22 protein-coding genes are annotated in these 14,207 nt (G+C 66.9%); 1 reads left to right on the forward strand and 21 read right to left on the reverse strand.

What is annotated here, in order from left to right:
- Positions 1-9: 9 nt before the first annotated feature.
- From rplQ to rplN, 18 genes are all read right to left on the reverse strand, one after another.
- Positions 10-411 carry a 50S ribosomal protein L17 gene (gene rplQ, locus V7026_RS03805; RefSeq protein ID WP_334153958.1) on the reverse strand — a complete coding sequence of 134 codons (402 nt, stop codon included), beginning with the start codon at positions 409-411 and terminating at the stop codon, positions 10-12.
- Positions 412-489: 78 nt separating this feature from the next.
- On the reverse strand, positions 490-1,476 hold the full coding sequence (locus tag V7026_RS03810) for a DNA-directed RNA polymerase subunit alpha (protein ID WP_334153960.1): 987 nt from the start codon (positions 1,474-1,476) through the stop codon (positions 490-492).
- Positions 1,477-1,587: 111 nt separating this feature from the next.
- The gene (gene rpsD, locus V7026_RS03815; protein ID WP_334153961.1) at positions 1,588-2,211 is read right to left on the reverse strand and encodes a 30S ribosomal protein S4; all 624 of its coding nucleotides are present in this window, start codon (positions 2,209-2,211) and stop codon (positions 1,588-1,590) included.
- Positions 2,212-2,466: 255 nt separating this feature from the next.
- Positions 2,467-2,871 carry a 30S ribosomal protein S11 gene (gene rpsK, locus V7026_RS03820; protein ID WP_043700250.1) on the reverse strand — a complete coding sequence of 135 codons (405 nt, stop codon included), beginning with the start codon at positions 2,869-2,871 and terminating at the stop codon, positions 2,467-2,469.
- A gap of 21 nt (positions 2,872-2,892) precedes the next feature.
- Positions 2,893-3,258, reverse strand: coding sequence for a 30S ribosomal protein S13 (rpsM, locus tag V7026_RS03825; RefSeq protein WP_068608194.1), 366 nt, complete (start codon positions 3,256-3,258; stop codon positions 2,893-2,895).
- A gap of 18 nt (positions 3,259-3,276) precedes the next feature.
- Positions 3,277-3,390, reverse strand: coding sequence for a 50S ribosomal protein L36 (rpmJ, locus tag V7026_RS03830; protein ID WP_072242940.1), 114 nt, complete (start codon positions 3,388-3,390; stop codon positions 3,277-3,279).
- A 30-nt stretch (positions 3,391-3,420) separates the two neighbouring features.
- Entirely contained in the window at positions 3,421-3,639 is a 219-nt protein-coding gene (gene infA, locus V7026_RS03835; RefSeq protein WP_043700245.1) for a translation initiation factor IF-1, read from the reverse strand.
- Positions 3,640-3,643: 4 nt separating this feature from the next.
- Positions 3,644-4,960 (reverse strand): preprotein translocase subunit SecY, encoded by a 1,317-nt coding sequence (secY, locus tag V7026_RS03840; protein ID WP_334153963.1) that lies wholly within the window; start codon positions 4,958-4,960, stop codon positions 3,644-3,646.
- A gap of 29 nt (positions 4,961-4,989) precedes the next feature.
- Complete coding sequence (gene rplO, locus V7026_RS03845) at positions 4,990-5,421, reverse strand: 50S ribosomal protein L15 (RefSeq protein WP_334153964.1); 432 nt, start codon at positions 5,419-5,421, stop codon at positions 4,990-4,992.
- A 13-nt stretch (positions 5,422-5,434) separates the two neighbouring features.
- Positions 5,435-5,617: a 50S ribosomal protein L30 gene (rpmD, locus tag V7026_RS03850; protein WP_068608188.1), complete on the reverse strand. Its 183-nt coding sequence runs from the start codon at positions 5,615-5,617 to the stop codon at positions 5,435-5,437.
- Positions 5,618-5,630: 13 nt separating this feature from the next.
- Complete coding sequence (gene rpsE / locus V7026_RS03855; protein ID WP_068608186.1) at positions 5,631-6,149, reverse strand: 30S ribosomal protein S5; 519 nt, start codon at positions 6,147-6,149, stop codon at positions 5,631-5,633.
- Positions 6,150-6,166: 17 nt separating this feature from the next.
- Positions 6,167-6,532 (reverse strand): 50S ribosomal protein L18, encoded by a 366-nt coding sequence (gene rplR / locus V7026_RS03860; protein WP_334153965.1) that lies wholly within the window; start codon positions 6,530-6,532, stop codon positions 6,167-6,169.
- An 11-nt stretch (positions 6,533-6,543) separates the two neighbouring features.
- Positions 6,544-7,077, reverse strand: a complete 534-nt coding sequence (gene rplF / locus V7026_RS03865) for a 50S ribosomal protein L6 (protein ID WP_334153966.1) — start codon at positions 7,075-7,077, stop codon at positions 6,544-6,546.
- A 25-nt stretch (positions 7,078-7,102) separates the two neighbouring features.
- Complete coding sequence (gene rpsH / locus V7026_RS03870) at positions 7,103-7,498, reverse strand: 30S ribosomal protein S8 (protein ID WP_068608180.1); 396 nt, start codon at positions 7,496-7,498, stop codon at positions 7,103-7,105.
- A gap of 20 nt (positions 7,499-7,518) precedes the next feature.
- Entirely contained in the window at positions 7,519-7,824 is a 306-nt protein-coding gene (rpsN, locus tag V7026_RS03875; protein WP_334153968.1) for a 30S ribosomal protein S14, read from the reverse strand.
- 8 nt (positions 7,825-7,832) lie between these two features.
- On the reverse strand, positions 7,833-8,372 hold the full coding sequence (gene rplE, locus V7026_RS03880) for a 50S ribosomal protein L5 (protein WP_058615883.1): 540 nt from the start codon (positions 8,370-8,372) through the stop codon (positions 7,833-7,835).
- 2 nt (positions 8,373-8,374) lie between these two features.
- The gene (gene rplX / locus V7026_RS03885; protein WP_068608176.1) at positions 8,375-8,695 is read right to left on the reverse strand and encodes a 50S ribosomal protein L24; all 321 of its coding nucleotides are present in this window, start codon (positions 8,693-8,695) and stop codon (positions 8,375-8,377) included.
- Between the two features lie 9 nt (positions 8,696-8,704).
- Positions 8,705-9,073, reverse strand: a complete 369-nt coding sequence (gene rplN, locus V7026_RS03890; RefSeq protein WP_043700216.1) for a 50S ribosomal protein L14 — start codon at positions 9,071-9,073, stop codon at positions 8,705-8,707.
- Positions 9,074-9,314: 241 nt separating this feature from the next.
- Here rplN and proC point away from each other — a divergent pair, with 241 nt between their 5' ends.
- The gene (proC, locus tag V7026_RS03895; RefSeq protein WP_334153969.1) at positions 9,315-10,181 is read left to right on the forward strand and encodes a pyrroline-5-carboxylate reductase; all 867 of its coding nucleotides are present in this window, start codon (positions 9,315-9,317) and stop codon (positions 10,179-10,181) included.
- Positions 10,182-10,202: 21 nt separating this feature from the next.
- On the opposite strand, the gene ubiA is transcribed toward proC, so the two are convergent.
- The 3 genes from ubiA to recG all read right to left on the reverse strand — a co-directional run.
- The gene (gene ubiA, locus V7026_RS03900; RefSeq protein ID WP_334153970.1) at positions 10,203-11,084 is read right to left on the reverse strand and encodes a 4-hydroxybenzoate octaprenyltransferase; all 882 of its coding nucleotides are present in this window, start codon (positions 11,082-11,084) and stop codon (positions 10,203-10,205) included.
- Positions 11,084-12,052 carry a hydrogen peroxide-inducible genes activator gene (locus V7026_RS03905; protein ID WP_334153971.1) on the reverse strand — a complete coding sequence of 323 codons (969 nt, stop codon included), beginning with the start codon at positions 12,050-12,052 and terminating at the stop codon, positions 11,084-11,086. Before V7026_RS03905 ends, ubiA begins: the two co-directional genes overlap by 1 nt.
- Before the next feature lie 73 nt (positions 12,053-12,125).
- On the reverse strand, positions 12,126-14,207 hold a 2,082-nt coding region (gene recG, locus V7026_RS03910; RefSeq protein ID WP_334153972.1), incomplete at its 5' end, for an ATP-dependent DNA helicase RecG.

Genomic DNA, 14,207 nt, shown 5'->3' on the forward strand with positions numbered 1-14,207 from the left:
ATAGCACGATTACTCGGCCTTGTCGCCAGCCGCCGCGGCATCGGCCGCCGGCTCGGCGCGATCGACCAGTTCCATGTAAGCCATTGGCGCGTTGTCGCCGACACGGAAGCCCATCTTCAGAATGCGCGTGTAGCCACCCGGGCGGTTCTGGAAGCGCGGGCCCAGTTCGTTGAACAGCTTGACCACCGTGTCGCGGTCGCGCAGGCGATCGAACGCCAGACGGCGGTTGGCCAGCGTCGGGGTCTTGGCCAGCGTGATCAGCGGCTCGACGACGCGACGCAGCTCCTTGGCCTTGGGCAGCGTGGTCTTGATGGCCTCGTACTTGAGCAGCGAGTTGGCCATGTTGCGCAGCATCGCCTGGCGGTGCGAGCTGGTGCGGTTGAGTTTGCGCAGTCCGTGTCCGTGACGCATGGTAGGTTCCTTTCTGTCTTGTCACCGGCGGCCGGATCAGGTACCGCCGGGGGTCACTGGGTTGAGGGAAAACCGGGGTCAGTGCTTTTCCAGACCCGCCGGCGGCCAGTTGTCGAGCTTCATGCCCAGCGTCAGGCCGCGCGAAGCCAGCACTTCCTTGATCTCGTTGAGCGACTTGCGACCCAGGTTGGGGGTCTTGAGCAGTTCGTTTTCGGTGCGCTGGATCAGGTCACCGATGTAGTAGATGTTCTCCGCCTTGAGGCAGTTGGCCGAGCGTACGGTCAGCTCCAGTTCGTCGACCGGACGCAGCAGGATCGGGGCGAACGCCGGAGTACCCGCCTTGGCACCAGCACCGGCCTCGAACGCCGCGCCGCCCTCGAGCTGCGCGAACACCGACAGTTGCTCGACCAGGATCGTGGCCGCGGCGCGCACCGCCTCCTCCGGGCCTATGGCGCCGTTGGTCTCGATGTCCAGCACCAGTTTATCCAGATCGGTGCGCTGCTCGACGCGGGCGTTTTCCACCGCATAGCTGACGCGCTTGATCGGCGAGAACGAGGCGTCCAGCACGATGCGGCCGATGCTGTTGCGGTGATCATCGCCCTTGCGCAGGTTGCCCGGCACATAGCCGCGGCCCTTCTCGACCTTGATCTGCATGTCCAGCTTGGCACCAGGCGCGAGCGTGGCGATCGGATGCTCGGGGTTCAGGATTTCGACGTCGTGCGGCGTTTGGATGTCGCCGGCCGTGACCACGCCTTCGCCTTCCTTGCGCAGGCTCAGCGTCACCTCGTCGCGGTTGTGCAGCTTGAACACCACGCCTTTGAGGTTGAGCAGGATGTGGACCACGTCCTCCTGCACGCCGTCGATGGTGGAGAATTCGTGCACCACGCCCGCGATCGTGACCTCCGTCGGTGCGTGCCCGACCATCGACGACAGCAGCACCCGCCGCAGCGCGTTGCCCAGCGTGTGGCCATAGCCCCGCTCGAAGGGCTCGAGCGTCACCTCGGCGCGATTGGTCGACAGGCGCTCGACTTGGAAGGTCTTGGGTTTGAGCAGGTTATTCAGCATTCGGACTTCCTTCAATACCCTCGGCTCGTTACACCGATAAGGCCGATGGAGCACAAAATCCCGGATTCCGCGCGATGCGGAATCCGGGCTCTAATGGGGCACGCCCGAGGATCAACGCGAGTACAGTTCGACGATCAGCGATTCGTTGATGTCGGCACCGAATTCGTCGCGGTCCGGCACCTTCTTGAAGACGCCTTCGCACTTGTCGGCCGCCACTTCGACCCAACCCGGGAATCCGATTTGCTTGGCCAGCTCCAGCGCTTCCTTGACGCGGTTCTGGTTGCGGGCCTTCTCGCGCACGGCGACGACGTCACCGGCGTTGACCAGATAGGACGGGATGTTGACCGTTTGACCGTTGACGCTGATGCCCTTGTGCGAGACGAGCTGGCGGGCCTCGGCGCGGGTGGAGGCGAAGCCCATGCGGTAGACGACGTTGTCCAGGCGCGACTCGAGGATGGACAGCAGGTTCTGACCGGTGTTGCCACGACGGCGGTCGGCCTCGGCAAAGTAGCGGCGAAACTGGCGCTCTAGCACACCGTACATGCGCTTGACCTTTTGCTTCTCGCGCAGCTGCAGACCAAAATCCGAGGTGCGGGAGCCCGAGGTGCGGCCGTGCTGGCCAGGCTTGGTGTCGAACTTGGCCTTGTCGCTGATGGAGCGGCGCGCGCTCTTCAGGAACAGGTCGGTGCCTTCACGGCGGGAGAGCTTGGCCTTGGGGCCGAGGTAACGTGCCACTGGTGATCCTTTCCGTACTGCCGCAACCCACCCCAACCGGGGCCATTGCGGGAGCCAGCGGGTGGGCGCGACGCCGACGAACATGTTCGTCTGATCGCCCAGGAATCGACCCCGGGCCTGCCGTCGCACCAGCCCACGCTGGCGGTGGTCCAAACATCAATGCCACCCAACGAACGGGCTCGGGTGGCGCTCAAAGAAAAGATTGTTATTCTAGCGCGTTCGACAGCCGCTGCGTCAAGCGGCCAATCGCCCGCATCAGATGCGGCGACGCTTCGGGGGGCGGCAGCCGTTGTGGGGCACCGGCGTGACGTCGGAGATGGACGTGATCTTGATGCCCAGCGCGCCCAGCGCGCGCACCGACGACTCGCGACCCGGGCCGGGACCCTTGATCTCGACGTCCAGGTTCTTGATGCCCTGCTCCATCGCGGCGCGGCCAGCCGCCTCGGAGGCGACCTGCGCGGCAAACGGGGTGGACTTGCGCGAACCCTTGAAGCCCTGCCCACCGGCCGAAGCCCAGGCCAGCGCATTGCCCTGACGGTCGGTGATGGTGATGATGGTGTTGTTGAACGACGCGTGCACGTGCGCGATGCCGTCAGCGATGTTCTTGCGAACCTTCTTGCGCACGCGGGCCGCGGCGTTGGCGGAAGGAGACTTGGCCATGACTGTCCTTTATGCAGCGGATTACTTCTTCAGCGGCTGAGCGGCTTTGCGCGGACCCTTGCGCGTGCGCGCATTGGTCTTGGTGCGCTGACCGCGCACCGGCAGGCCGCGGCGGTGACGGAAACCGCGGTAGCAGCCGATGTCCATCAGGCGCTTGATGTTCATCGTCACCTCACGACGCAGGTCACCCTCGATCGTGAGCCGACCGACCTGCTCACGCACCTTTTCGAGTTCGGCGTCGGACAGGTCCTTGATTTTCTTCGAATACGGAATCCCGCAGGCGTCGCAGATCAGGCGCGCACGGGTGCGACCGATGCCATAGATCGCCGTCAGGCCGATCTCGGCGTGCTTGTGCGGCGGGATGTTGATACCAGCGATACGTGCCATGGTGGTCCTCTACTCGAATCAGCCTTGACGCTGCTTGTGTCGCGGGTCGGTGCAAATCACGCGCACGACGCCATGGCGACGGATGATCTTACAGTTGCGGCACATTTTTTTGACGGAAGCCGAAACTCGCATGTTGCTCTCCTAAAAACGAAAATCGGTCGCTCACTTGGCGCGAAACACGATGCGGGCACGGGTCAGGTCGTACGGTGTGAGCTCGACCTTGACCTTGTCCCCTGGCAGGATGCGGATGTAGTGCATCCGCATCTTGCCGGAGATGTGCCCCAGCACGACATGCCCGTTTTCCAGTTTGACCCGGAAGGTGGCATTGGGGAGGTTTTCGATCACCTCACCCTGCATCTCAATGACATCGTCCTTCGCCATGTTCTCACGCACCCGTGGCCTTGAACGAGGCCTTCTTCAACAGCGACTCGTACTGCTGCGACATCATGTAGTTCTGCACCTGCGCCCAGAAGTCCATCGTCACCACGACGATGATCAGCAGGGACGTACCGCCGAAATAAAACGGCACGTTGTACTTCAGGATCAGAAACTCCGGCAACAGGCACACCAGCGTGATGTAGACGGCGCCCACCAGCGTCAGCCGCAACAGAATTTTGTCGATGTAGCGCGCGGTCTGATCGCCGGGACGGATCCCGGGGATGAACGCGCCGCTCTTCTTCAGGTTGTCGGCCGTCTCGCGGCTGTTGAACACGAGCGCCGTATAGAAGAAGCAGAAGAACACGATCGCCGTGGCGTAGAACGCCACATAGATCGGCTGTCCCGGCGACAGGGCCGAGGCCAGATCGCGCAGCCAGCGGGTGCCGTCGCCCGTGCTCATCCAGCTCACCAGCGTGGTGGGCAACAGGATGATCGACGAGGCAAAGATCGGCGGAATCACACCGGCCATGTTGAGCTTGAGCGGCAGGTGCGACGACTGGCCCCCGTAGACCTTGTTGCCGACCTGGCGGCGCGCGTAGTTCACCAGAATGCGGCGCTGGCCGCGTTCGATGAAGACCACGCCATAGGTCACCACGATCACCAGCGCGACGATGAAAATCGCCGCCAGAATGCTCATGGCGCCGGTGCGCACCAGCTCCAGCAAGCCGCCGATCGCGCTGGGCAGACCGGCTGCAATACCGGCGAAGATCAGGATTGAGATGCCGTTGCCCAGCCCGCGCTCGGTGATCTGTTCGCCCAACCACATCAGGAACATCGTGCCCGCCACCAGGCTGACCACCGCGGTGAAGCGGAATGTCAGACCGGGGTCGATCACCAGACCGGGCGAGCCTTCCAGCGCCAGCGCAATGCCCAGCGCCTGGAAGACCGCCAACAGCAAGGTGCCATAGCGCGTGTACTGGGTGATCTTGCGACGACCGGCCTCGCCTTCCTTCTTGAGCTGCTCGAACGTCGGCACGACGTAGGTCATCAGTTGCATGATGATCGACGCCGAGATGTACGGCATGATCCCGAGCGCGAACACCGTGAAGCGCGACAGCGCCCCGCCCGAGAACATGTTGAACAGACTCAGGATGCCCCCCTGCTGACCCTTGAATAGCTGTTCGAGCTGAACGGGGTCGATGCCCGGCACGGGGATGTGCGCCCCGATCCGGTACACCACCAGAGCCAGCAGCAGAAACACCAGCCGGCGACGCAGATCGCCGAACTTGCCGGTCTTGGCGAGAGTCGTTGCGTTGGTGGCCACGAGCGATCCCGGGTGCGTGGTACGACCGATCAGGCCACCGAGCCGCCCACCGCCTCGATGGCAGCCTTGGCGCCGGCCGTGGCCGCGACGTTGGTCAGCTTGACGGCGATGCTGAGCTCACCGGTCTTGATGACCTTGACCTTCTTGGCCAGCTGGGGCACGAGCCCGGCCTGCTTCAGGGTGAGCAGGTCGACCTCGGCCTGACCCAGCGCCTGCAGGTCGGCCAGCGTCACTTCGGCGTTGAACTTGAGCGCCTGCGACTTGAAGCCACGCTTGGGCAGGCGGCGCTGCAGCGGCATCTGACCGCCTTCGAAGCCGACCTTGTGGAAGCCGCCCGAACGGGACTTCTGGCCTTTGTGGCCGCGGCCCGCCGTCTTGCCCAGACCGGAACCGATGCCACGGCCGACACGGCGGCGGGGCTTCTTCGAGCCCGCAGCGGGCTTGAGGGTGTTGAGTTCCATCTCGAGACTCCGATCAGAGCACCTGAACCAGGTAGCTCACCTTGTTGATCATGCCGCGCACGGCAGGGGTGTCCTGCAGCTCGCGCACGCTGCCCAGCTTGCGCAGGCCCAGCCCGCGCACCGTGGCGCGGTGGGACTCCTTGCAGCCAATCGGGCTGCGCACGAGCTTGACTTTGACGGTGTTGGGGGTCGTCATGGTGTTCTCCCGATCAGGCCACGAGTTCCTCGACCGACTTGCCGCGCTTGGCAGCGATCTCGGCCGGCGTGGTCGACTTGCGCAGGGCGTCCAGCGTCGCGCGCACCAGGTTGTACGGGTTGGTCGAGCCGTGGCTCTTGGCCACGACGTCGGTGATGCCCATGACCTCGAAGACGGCGCGCATCGGGCCGCCGGCGATGATGCCGGTCCCCTTGGGGGCGGGCATCATGATGACGGTGGAGGCGCCGTGATGGCCCTTGACCTCGTGGTGCAGCGTGCCACCCTTGAGCGACACCTTGAACATGCTGCGACGGGCCTCGTCCATGGCTTTTTGCACGGACACCGGCACTTCACGCGCCTTGCCCTTGCCCATGCCGATACGGCCGTCGCCGTCGCCCACCACGGTCAGCGCCGCGAAACCCATGATGCGGCCACCTTTGACCACCTTGGTCACGCGGTTGACCGAGATCATCTTCTCGCGCAGGCCGTCGTCGTTGGCCTCGGTCTTCACGTTAGCTTGCATTTTTGCCATTTGCGTCACCCGCTCCGTCAGAATTGCAGGCCGGCTTCACGCGCGGCTTCGGCCAGGGCCTTGACGCGGCCGTGGTATGCGAAGCCCGAGCGGTCGAACGCCACCTTCTCGATGCCGGCCGCCTTGGCCTTCTCGGCAATGCGCTTGCCGATCAGGGCCGCCGCCGCGGTGTTGCCGCCCTTGCCGACGCCGCCGAGCTGGGCACGGACTTCGGGCTCCAGCGTGGAGGCCGAAGCCAGCACCCGCGCGCCATCGCCCGAGATGATGTTGGCGTAGATGTGCAGGTTGGTGCGGTGCACCGCCAGGCGCACGGCGCCCTGCTGGGCGATGCGGATGCGGGTCTGCCGCGCGCGACGCAAACGCTGTTCTTTCTTGGTCAACATGTTCGCAGTCCTTACTTCTTCTTGGTCTCTTTGATGACGACCTTCTCATCCGCATACCGGATGCCCTTGCCCTTGTAGGGCTCGGGAGGACGCACCGAACGGACCTCGGCGGCCACCTGGCCCACGCGCTGGCGATCCGAGCCCTTGATCAGGATCTCGGTCGGGCTCGGGGTCTCGACCTTGACGCCGGCAGGCATCTCGATCTCGACCGGGTGCGAGAACCCGACGTTGAGGTTGAGTTTGGTGTCTTGGGCGGCGGCCTTGTAGCCCACGCCCACCAGCGTCAGCTTGCGCTCGAAACCCTTGCTGACACCGACGACCATGTTGTTGACGAGCTGGCGCACGGTACCGCTGAGCGCGCTGGCTTCGCGGGTTTCGTCCGCCGGAGCGAACGTCAACTTGCCGCCGTCCTGGACCACCCGGACCCGGGGATTGAGCGGCAAGCTCAGCGCGCCGAGCGCGCCCTTGACGTTGATGCTGTCTTGGCCAATCGCCACCTCGACGCCTTGCGGGATGGTGATGGCGGCTTTCGCTACACGAGACATTTGCGTTGCTCCTTCCTGCCTCGCATCAGGCGACGTAGCACAACACTTCGCCACCCACGCCGGCGGCGCGCGCCTTGCGGTCGGTCATCACGCCCTTGGGCGTGGTGACGATGGCCACACCCAGACCGTTCATGACCTGGGGGATGGACTTGGCGCCGCGGTAGACGCGCAGGCCCGGCCGGCTGACGCGCTCGATGCGCTCGATGACAGGACGCCCGGCGTAGTACTTCAGGGCGATTTCCAGCTCTTTCTTGCCGTCGGCCTCTTTCACCTGGAAGCCGTCGATGTAACCCTCGTCCTTCAGCACCTGCGCGATGGCGGTCTTCAGCTTGGAAGCCGGCATCGTCACGACGGCCTTGTCCACCATCTGCGCATTGCGGATGCGGGTCAGCATGTCGGCGATCGGATCACTCATGCTCATTTGGGGTTCTCCTTCGCGCCTTACCAGCTGGCCTTGGTCACGCCGGGGATCTCACCGGCAAAGGCCAGCTCGCGAATCTTGGTGCGGGCCAGACCGAATTGCTTGAACGTGCCACGCGGACGACCGGTGATCTCGCAGCGGTTGCGCTGGCGGGTCGGGTTCGCGTTGCGGGGCAGCTTCTGCAGCGCCGCGCGGGCGGCGTCACGCTCCTCGTCGGAACGCTTGGCGTCCTTGGTGATGGCCTTCAACTCGTTGTATTTGTTGGCGAACTTGGCGACCAGTTTGTCGCGCTTGAGTTCACGCTGGAGCAAAGCTTGCTTAGCCACGGACCACCTCAGTTCTTGAACGGGAAACGGAAACCGGCGAGCAGCGCCTTGCACTCGTCGTCGGTCTTGGCCGTCGTCGTGATACTGATGTTCAGACCACGCACCGCATCGACCTTGTCGTACTCGATTTCCGGGAAGATGATCTGCTCTTTGACGCCGATGTTGTAGTTGCCACGGCCGTCGAACGCGCGACCCGAGATACCGCGGAAGTCGCGCACGCGCGGCAGCGCGATGGTGACGAAGCGGTCCAGGAATTCGTACATGCGGGCACCGCGCAGCGTGACCATGCAGCCGATCGGCTGGCCTTCGCGGATCTTGAAGCCGGCGATGGCCTTGCGAGCACGGGTCACGACGGGCTTCTGGCCGGCGATCTTGGTCAGGTCGGCGACGGCGTTTTCCAGCACCTTTTTGTCGGCCACGGCCTCGCCCACGCCCATGTTCAGCGTGATCTTGGTGATGCGCGGCACCTCCATGACGGACTGGTAACCGAACTGCGCCTTGAGCGCCGGGGCGATCTTGTCGCGGTAGAGTTGTTGGAAACGTGCCATGGTCATGCCACCTTGATTTCTTCGCCGCTGGACTTGTAGACGCGCACTTTCTTGCCGTCGGCCAGCACTTTGATGCCCACGCGGTCGGCCTTGCCTGTCACCGGGTTGAAGATCGCGACGTTGGACTGGTGGATGGGCATGGTCTTCTCGACGATGCCGCCGGGGACGCCTTTGAGCGGGTTGGGACGCACGTGCTTCTTGACCACGTTGACCCCTTCGACGACCACGCGCTGCTCATCGGCGCGGCGCAGCACCTTGCCGCGCTTGCCCTTGTCGCGCCCCGTGATGACGATGACTTCGTCGCCTGTACGGATCTTGTTCATGACGGTTCCTCAGAGAACTTCGGGCGCCAGGGACACGATCTTCATGAAACGCTCGGTGCGCAACTCGCGCGTGACCGGGCCGAAGATGCGGGTGCCGATCGGCTCCAGCTTGTTGTTGAGCAGCACGGCGGCGTTGCCGTCGAACTTGATGAGCGCACCATCGGGGCGGCGAATGCCCTTGGCCGTGCGCACCACCACCGCGTTGTAGACCTCGCCCTTCTTGACGCGGCCACGCGGCGCGGCTTCCTTGATGCTGACCTTGATGATGTCGCCCACGCTGGCATAGCGGCGCTTGGAGCCGCCCAGCACTTTGATGCACATCACGGACTTGGCACCCGTGTTGTCAGCAACATCGAGTCGAGTTTGCGTTTGGATCATGATGTAGTCCCAACTTGAATCCCTGGGCCACCACGGCCTAGGCGATCAGTCTTGGGCCCGTCGTCGCAGGCGCCGCTCAGCGAACGGCCAGCCATGCGCCGACACGATCCGCTGCGCTGCCACCGTGCTTCGGTGGGCAGATGGTCTTCACCCAATCAGGCGAAGCCGTGCATTATCGCGGGCTTCGGCGCGCCTGTCAACCCCCCCCTGAATGCCTCCAGATTGGCCGACAATGCGGGGCATGACGTCCGTTTCGCCCGTGCCCCTGTCGTCCCCCGCCCCGTCGTCGCCCCTGCTCGGTCAGCGCATCGCGTTCATCGGTGGAGGCAACATGGCCAGCGCCCTGATTGGCGCGTTGCTGCAGGCCGGCTGCCGCCCGGCGGACATCACCGTCGTCGATCCCGGCGAGGCCGCGCGTGAGCGGCTGCGCGAACGCTTCGGCGTAAACGCGCTGGCGAACGCAGGCCCGGCGCTGGCGGGCTGCCGGCTGGCGGTTTGGGCGGTCAAACCCCAGACCTTCCGGGAGGCCGCGGCCGCCGCTGCCCCCCACCTGGGCGGTGCGCTGCACCTGAGCGTGGCCGCCGGCATCCGCTGCGCGAGCATGCAGGCATGGCTGGGCAGCGACCGCATCGTGCGCACCATGCCCAACACGCCCGCGCTGGTTGGGCTGGGTATGACCGGGGTGTATGCCTTGCCCGGCGTGACGGCCGTGGACCGGGCGCTGGCCGAGGCGCTGATCGCCGGCACCGGGCGCTGGGTGTGGGTGGCCGACGAGGCGGCGCTGGATGCGGTCACCGCGCTGTCCGGCTCCGGCCCGGCTTATGTGTTTTTCTTTCTGGAGGCGATGCGCGAAGCCGGCGCCGCCATGGGGCTGCCGGCCGAGGTGGCGCTGCAACTGGCGATCGGCACCTTCATCGGGGCCGCCCGGCTGGCCGAGGGCGCCGGCGAACCCCCCGAGGTGCTGCGCGAGCGCGTCACATCCAAGGGGGGTACGACCGCCGCGGCGCTGGCCGCGCTGGAGGCGGCCGGGGTGAGAGACGCCTTCATCGGCGCGATGCACGCGGCGCGCCAGCGCGCGCAGGAACTGGGTGACGCCTTCGGCGCCTAAGGGTGGGCGGATACCCGCCCGTCACCCCAGCGCCTGCTGCAGGACGAGGCCGCCGAACAGGGTGGCACCCAGCCAGTGGTTGAGGCGGAAGGCACGAAAACACCCCGCGCGCGTGCGGTCGCGGATCAGCCAAGCGTGCCACAGCACCTGCGCCGCGGCGGCGGCCACGCCGGCGGCGAACCACGGCCCGCCCACGTGCGGCCACACCAGCACCGTCCACAGCACCAGGTGCAGCGCGTAGAAGGCCAACACCGCCGCCACGTCCCAGCGGCCGAGCGTGATCGCCGAGGTCTGGATGCCGATGCGCAGGTCGTCGTCGCGGTCGACCATCGCGTACTCGGTGTCGTAGGCCAGCACCCAGAACAGGTTGGCCACCAGCAGCCCCCAGGCCAGCGCCGGCACCTCGCCGCGCGCCGCCGCAAACGCCATCGGGATGCCGAAGCTGAACGCCACGCCGAGCACCGCCTGCGGCATGGCGAAAAAGCGCTTGGTGTACGGGTAGAACACCGCCACCGCCAGCGCCGCGAACGACCACGCCACCGCCGCAGCGTTGGTGGTCAGCACCAGCGCGAAGGCCAACAGCGCCAGGGCCGCACCGACCGCCAGCGCCTCGCGCGGGCTGAGGCGGCCGCTGGTCACCGGGCGCTGCGCGGTGCGTTTGACGTGGCGGTCGAACTCGCGGTCGGCCACGTCGTTGACACAACAGCCGGCGCTGCGCATCAGGATGGTGCCAGCCACGAAGACCAGCAGCAGGTGCCAGCCGGGCCAGCCGCCGGCGGCCAGCCACAGCGCCGACAGCGTCGGCCACAGCAGCAGCAGCCAGCCAGCCGGGCGGTCCCAGCGGATCAGATCCAGGTACAACGCCAGGCGCGTGCGCCAGGCCGGGGGGGGCGAAGCGGGCATCAGGTCAGACGCTTGCATCCGGGCAGCTCACAGGCATAAACGGCATTGCGCAGGGCGGCGATGGCTTCGTAGCGGGTGAAGCTGCGCCGCCACACCAGCACTACGCGCCGCATCGGCGGCTCGCCGGCGAAGGGAATGTAGCGGACATAGGCGCCATCGCCCGGCGATCCGGCGGCGACCGCCTCGCGCGCGGCCGGATCGAGCGCCCCTTTGGGCACCGAGAGCTGCGGCACCAGCGTCACGCCCATGCCCGCGGCGACCATGTGCTTGATCGTCTCCAGTGACGAGCCTTCGAAGCTCTTCTGGATGCCCTCGGCGTTGTCGGAAAACCGCGCGAACTCCGGGCAGACCTGCAGCACATGATCGCGAAAGCAGTGGCCGTTGCCCAGCAGCAGCATGGTCTCGCGCTTGAGCTCCTCGGCGGTGATGCTCTCGCGCGCGGCCAGCGGATGGTCGCGCGGGACCACCGCGACGAAGGGCTCGTCGTACAGCGGCGCGACGGCCAGGTTGGTGTCGGGGAAGGGCTCGGCCAGGATGGCCGCATCCAGCTCGCCCAGCCGCAACTTCTCCAGCAGCTTGGCAGTGAAGTTCTCCTGCAGGATCAGCGGCATCTGGCGCGCGCGATCGATGACCTGGCGCACCAGGTCCGGCAGCAGGTAGGGCGCGATGGTGTAGATGAGCCCCAGGCGCAGCGGCCCGGCCAGCGGGTCCTTGCCGCGCTTGGCGATTTCCTTGATCGCGGCGGCCTGCTCCAGCACGGTCTGCGCCTGGCGCACGATTTCTTCGCCCAGGGGGGTGACGGTGACTTCGCTCGCGCTGCGCTCGAAGATTTTGACTTCCAGCTCTTCTTCGAGCTTTTTGATGGCCACCGACAAGGTGGGCTGAGAGACGAAGCAGGCCTCGGCCGCCCTGCCGAAGTGGCGCTCGCGCGCCACCGCGACGACGTACTTGAGTTCGGTCAGGGTCATGGGCAGACTCCGTGGCACCGGCTGTCCTGCCGGGGGATCGGCCGGACAGCCAGCGGCCGGGTGGATTATCGGATCAAGCCTTCAGATAGTCTAACTTGCCCCCCAGCCAGCGGTCGAGGTGCCGCTGCGCCTGTTCGGGGTGGCGCTGCCACAGGCGCGGAGCCCAGCGGCGCGCCCATTCGATGAGGGGCTCGTCGGTCTGCAAATCGGCAAATCGCAGCAGGGGCGCCCCCGATTGGCGCGCCCCCAAAAACTCGCCCGGGCCGCGGATGGCCAGATCGCGGCGCGCGATCTCGAAGCCGTCCTGGGTCTCGACCATGGCGCGCAGGCGTTCGCGCGCCGTTTCGCTGACGCGGCCCGACTCGCCGGGGCTGTAGAGCAGCAGGCAGACCGATGCCACCGCGCCGCGTCCGACGCGCCCGCGCAACTGGTGCAACTGGCTGAGGCCAAAGCGCTCGGCGTGCTCGATGACCATCAGCGACGCATTGGGCACGTCCACACCGACTTCGATGACCGTGGTGCTGACCAGCACCGCAAGGGCGCCTGCGGCGAAGGCGGCCATGATGGCTTTCTTTTCGGCGGGCGGCAGGCGCGCGTGCAGCAGGCCGACCTGAACCGGGCGGCCGTCCGCGCCGGTCACGCTTTGCAGGGCGGCGGCCAGCTCGGCGTGGGTGGCGGTGGCGGCGCGCAGATCGAGCGCCTCGCTCTCCTCGATCAACGGGCACACCCAATACACCTGTCGGCCCTGCGCCACCTGTTGGCGGATGCGCTCCATGACCTCGGGCCGGCGGTGCTCGGCGAGCACTTTGGTGACGATGGGGCTGCGCCCGGGGGGCAGTTCGTCGAGGGTGGAGACGTCCAGATCGGCATAGATGCTCATGGCGAGCGTGCGCGGGATGGGGGTGGCGCTCATCATCAGCAGGTGCGGCTCGACCCCCTCGGCGGCGGAGCCAGCCTTGTGGCGCAGCGCCAGCCGCTGGGCAACGCCAAAACGGTGCTGCTCGTCGATGACGGCCAGGCCCAGGCGTTCGAACGTCACCTGCTCCTGGATGACGGCGTGGGTGCCAACCACCAGCGCGGCCTCGCCCGCCGCGATGCGCGACAGCATGGTCTGGCGCTGGCCGCGCGGCTGGCTGCCGGTGAGCCACGCCACACCGCGGCCCAGCGGGGCGAGCAACGGCTCCAGCCACTGCACCATCTTGCCAAAGTGCTGCTCGGCCAGGATCTCGGTCGGTGCCATCAAGGCGCACTGCCAGCCGGCATCGACCGCGACGGCCGCGGCCAGCGCGGCCACCACCGTCTTGCCGCTGCCCACGTCGCCTTGCAGCAAGCGGTGCATGGGGGTGGGGCGGGCCAGGTCGGTGGCAATTTCGGCCACCACGCGCTGCTGCGCCCCGGTGAGCGCAAAGGGCAACGAGAACTGCAGGCGCTGCGGCAGGCCGTCGCCCGCCGCGCGCAGCACGGGGGCGCGCAGGGCGGCGCGCTCGCGGCGCGCGCGCGCCTGGGCCAACTGCTGGGCCAGCAGCTCCTCGGCCTTCAGGCGCTGCCAGGCGGGGTGGGTGCGATCGTCCAGCGCCGTGCGCGGCGCACGGGGGTCGGGATGGTGCAAAAACGCCAGCGCCGCCTGCAGCGTCCACGGCTTACCGCTGGCCCCCGGCAGGTCGGCCAGGGCCTCGGTGGGGACAGTCTCGGACAGATCGGCCTGCTGCAGCGCGCGCGCGACCGCCGCCCGCAGATAGGGCTGCGGCAGGCCGGCCGTGGTCGGGTAGACCGGGGTCAGGCCGGCGGGCAAGGGAGCATCCGGCGACAGCAGGCGGGGATGCACCAGCGTCCAACCCGCCCAGCCCCCGCGCAGCTCGCCATGCGCCCGCACGCGCGCACCGACGATCAGCACCCGCTGGTGGCTGGGGTAGAAGGTAAAAAACCGCAGCGTGCAGCGCCCCCCGCCGACGACGGCGAGGGTGGCGACGAGCTGGCGGCGCGGACGCAGCAGCACCTCGCAGGCCAACACCTCGCCCTCGATCAGGGCCTCGTCCCCGTCGCGCGCGTCGGCCAGCGGGCGCACGCGCGTCCAGTCCTCGTAGCGCAGGGGCACATGCAGCGCCAGATCGATCGGCCGCACCAGGCCTAGCCGCCGCAGCGCGCGCTGCGGGCC

It is taken from the genome of Tepidimonas sp. (assembly GCF_036825565.1).
GTDB lineage: Bacteria > Pseudomonadota > Gammaproteobacteria > Burkholderiales > Burkholderiaceae_C > Tepidimonas.

What these genes read in the sequence shown, in the direction of transcription:
- proC (WP_334153969.1), top strand. Translation starts at nt 9,315, where the DNA reads ATGACGTCCGTTTCGCCCGTGCCCCTGTCGTCCCCCGCCCCGTCGTCG.
- rplN (WP_043700216.1), bottom strand. Translation starts at nt 9,073, where the DNA reads ATGATCCAAACGCAAACTCGACTCGATGTTGCTGACAACACGGGTGCC.
- rplO (WP_334153964.1), bottom strand. Translation starts at nt 5,421, where the DNA reads ATGGAACTCAACACCCTCAAGCCCGCTGCGGGCTCGAAGAAGCCCCGC.
- rplX (WP_068608176.1), bottom strand. Translation starts at nt 8,695, where the DNA reads ATGAACAAGATCCGTACAGGCGACGAAGTCATCGTCATCACGGGGCGC.
- rpsH (WP_068608180.1), bottom strand. Translation starts at nt 7,498, where the DNA reads ATGAGCATGAGTGATCCGATCGCCGACATGCTGACCCGCATCCGCAAT.
- V7026_RS03810 (WP_334153960.1), bottom strand. Translation starts at nt 1,476, where the DNA reads ATGCTGAATAACCTGCTCAAACCCAAGACCTTCCAAGTCGAGCGCCTG.
- rpmD (WP_068608188.1), bottom strand. Translation starts at nt 5,617, where the DNA reads ATGACGACCCCCAACACCGTCAAAGTCAAGCTCGTGCGCAGCCCGATT.
- rplQ (WP_334153958.1), bottom strand. Translation starts at nt 411, where the DNA reads ATGCGTCACGGACACGGACTGCGCAAACTCAACCGCACCAGCTCGCAC.
- rplF (WP_334153966.1), bottom strand. Translation starts at nt 7,077, where the DNA reads ATGTCTCGTGTAGCGAAAGCCGCCATCACCATCCCGCAAGGCGTCGAG.
- rpsM (WP_068608194.1), bottom strand. Translation starts at nt 3,258, where the DNA reads ATGGCACGTATCGCTGGTATCAACATCCCGCCGCACAAGCACGCCGAG.
- rpsK (WP_043700250.1), bottom strand. Translation starts at nt 2,871, where the DNA reads ATGGCCAAGTCTCCTTCCGCCAACGCCGCGGCCCGCGTGCGCAAGAAG.
- rplE (WP_058615883.1), bottom strand. Translation starts at nt 8,372, where the DNA reads ATGGCACGTTTCCAACAACTCTACCGCGACAAGATCGCCCCGGCGCTC.
- infA (WP_043700245.1), bottom strand. Translation starts at nt 3,639, where the DNA reads ATGGCGAAGGACGATGTCATTGAGATGCAGGGTGAGGTGATCGAAAAC.
- rpmJ (WP_072242940.1), bottom strand. Translation starts at nt 3,390, where the DNA reads ATGCGAGTTTCGGCTTCCGTCAAAAAAATGTGCCGCAACTGTAAGATC.
- ubiA (WP_334153970.1), bottom strand. Translation starts at nt 11,084, where the DNA reads ATGCCCGCTTCGCCCCCCCCGGCCTGGCGCACGCGCCTGGCGTTGTAC.
- rpsE (WP_068608186.1), bottom strand. Translation starts at nt 6,149, where the DNA reads ATGGCAAAAATGCAAGCTAACGTGAAGACCGAGGCCAACGACGACGGC.
- rplR (WP_334153965.1), bottom strand. Translation starts at nt 6,532, where the DNA reads ATGTTGACCAAGAAAGAACAGCGTTTGCGTCGCGCGCGGCAGACCCGC.
- V7026_RS03905 (WP_334153971.1), bottom strand. Translation starts at nt 12,052, where the DNA reads ATGACCCTGACCGAACTCAAGTACGTCGTCGCGGTGGCGCGCGAGCGC.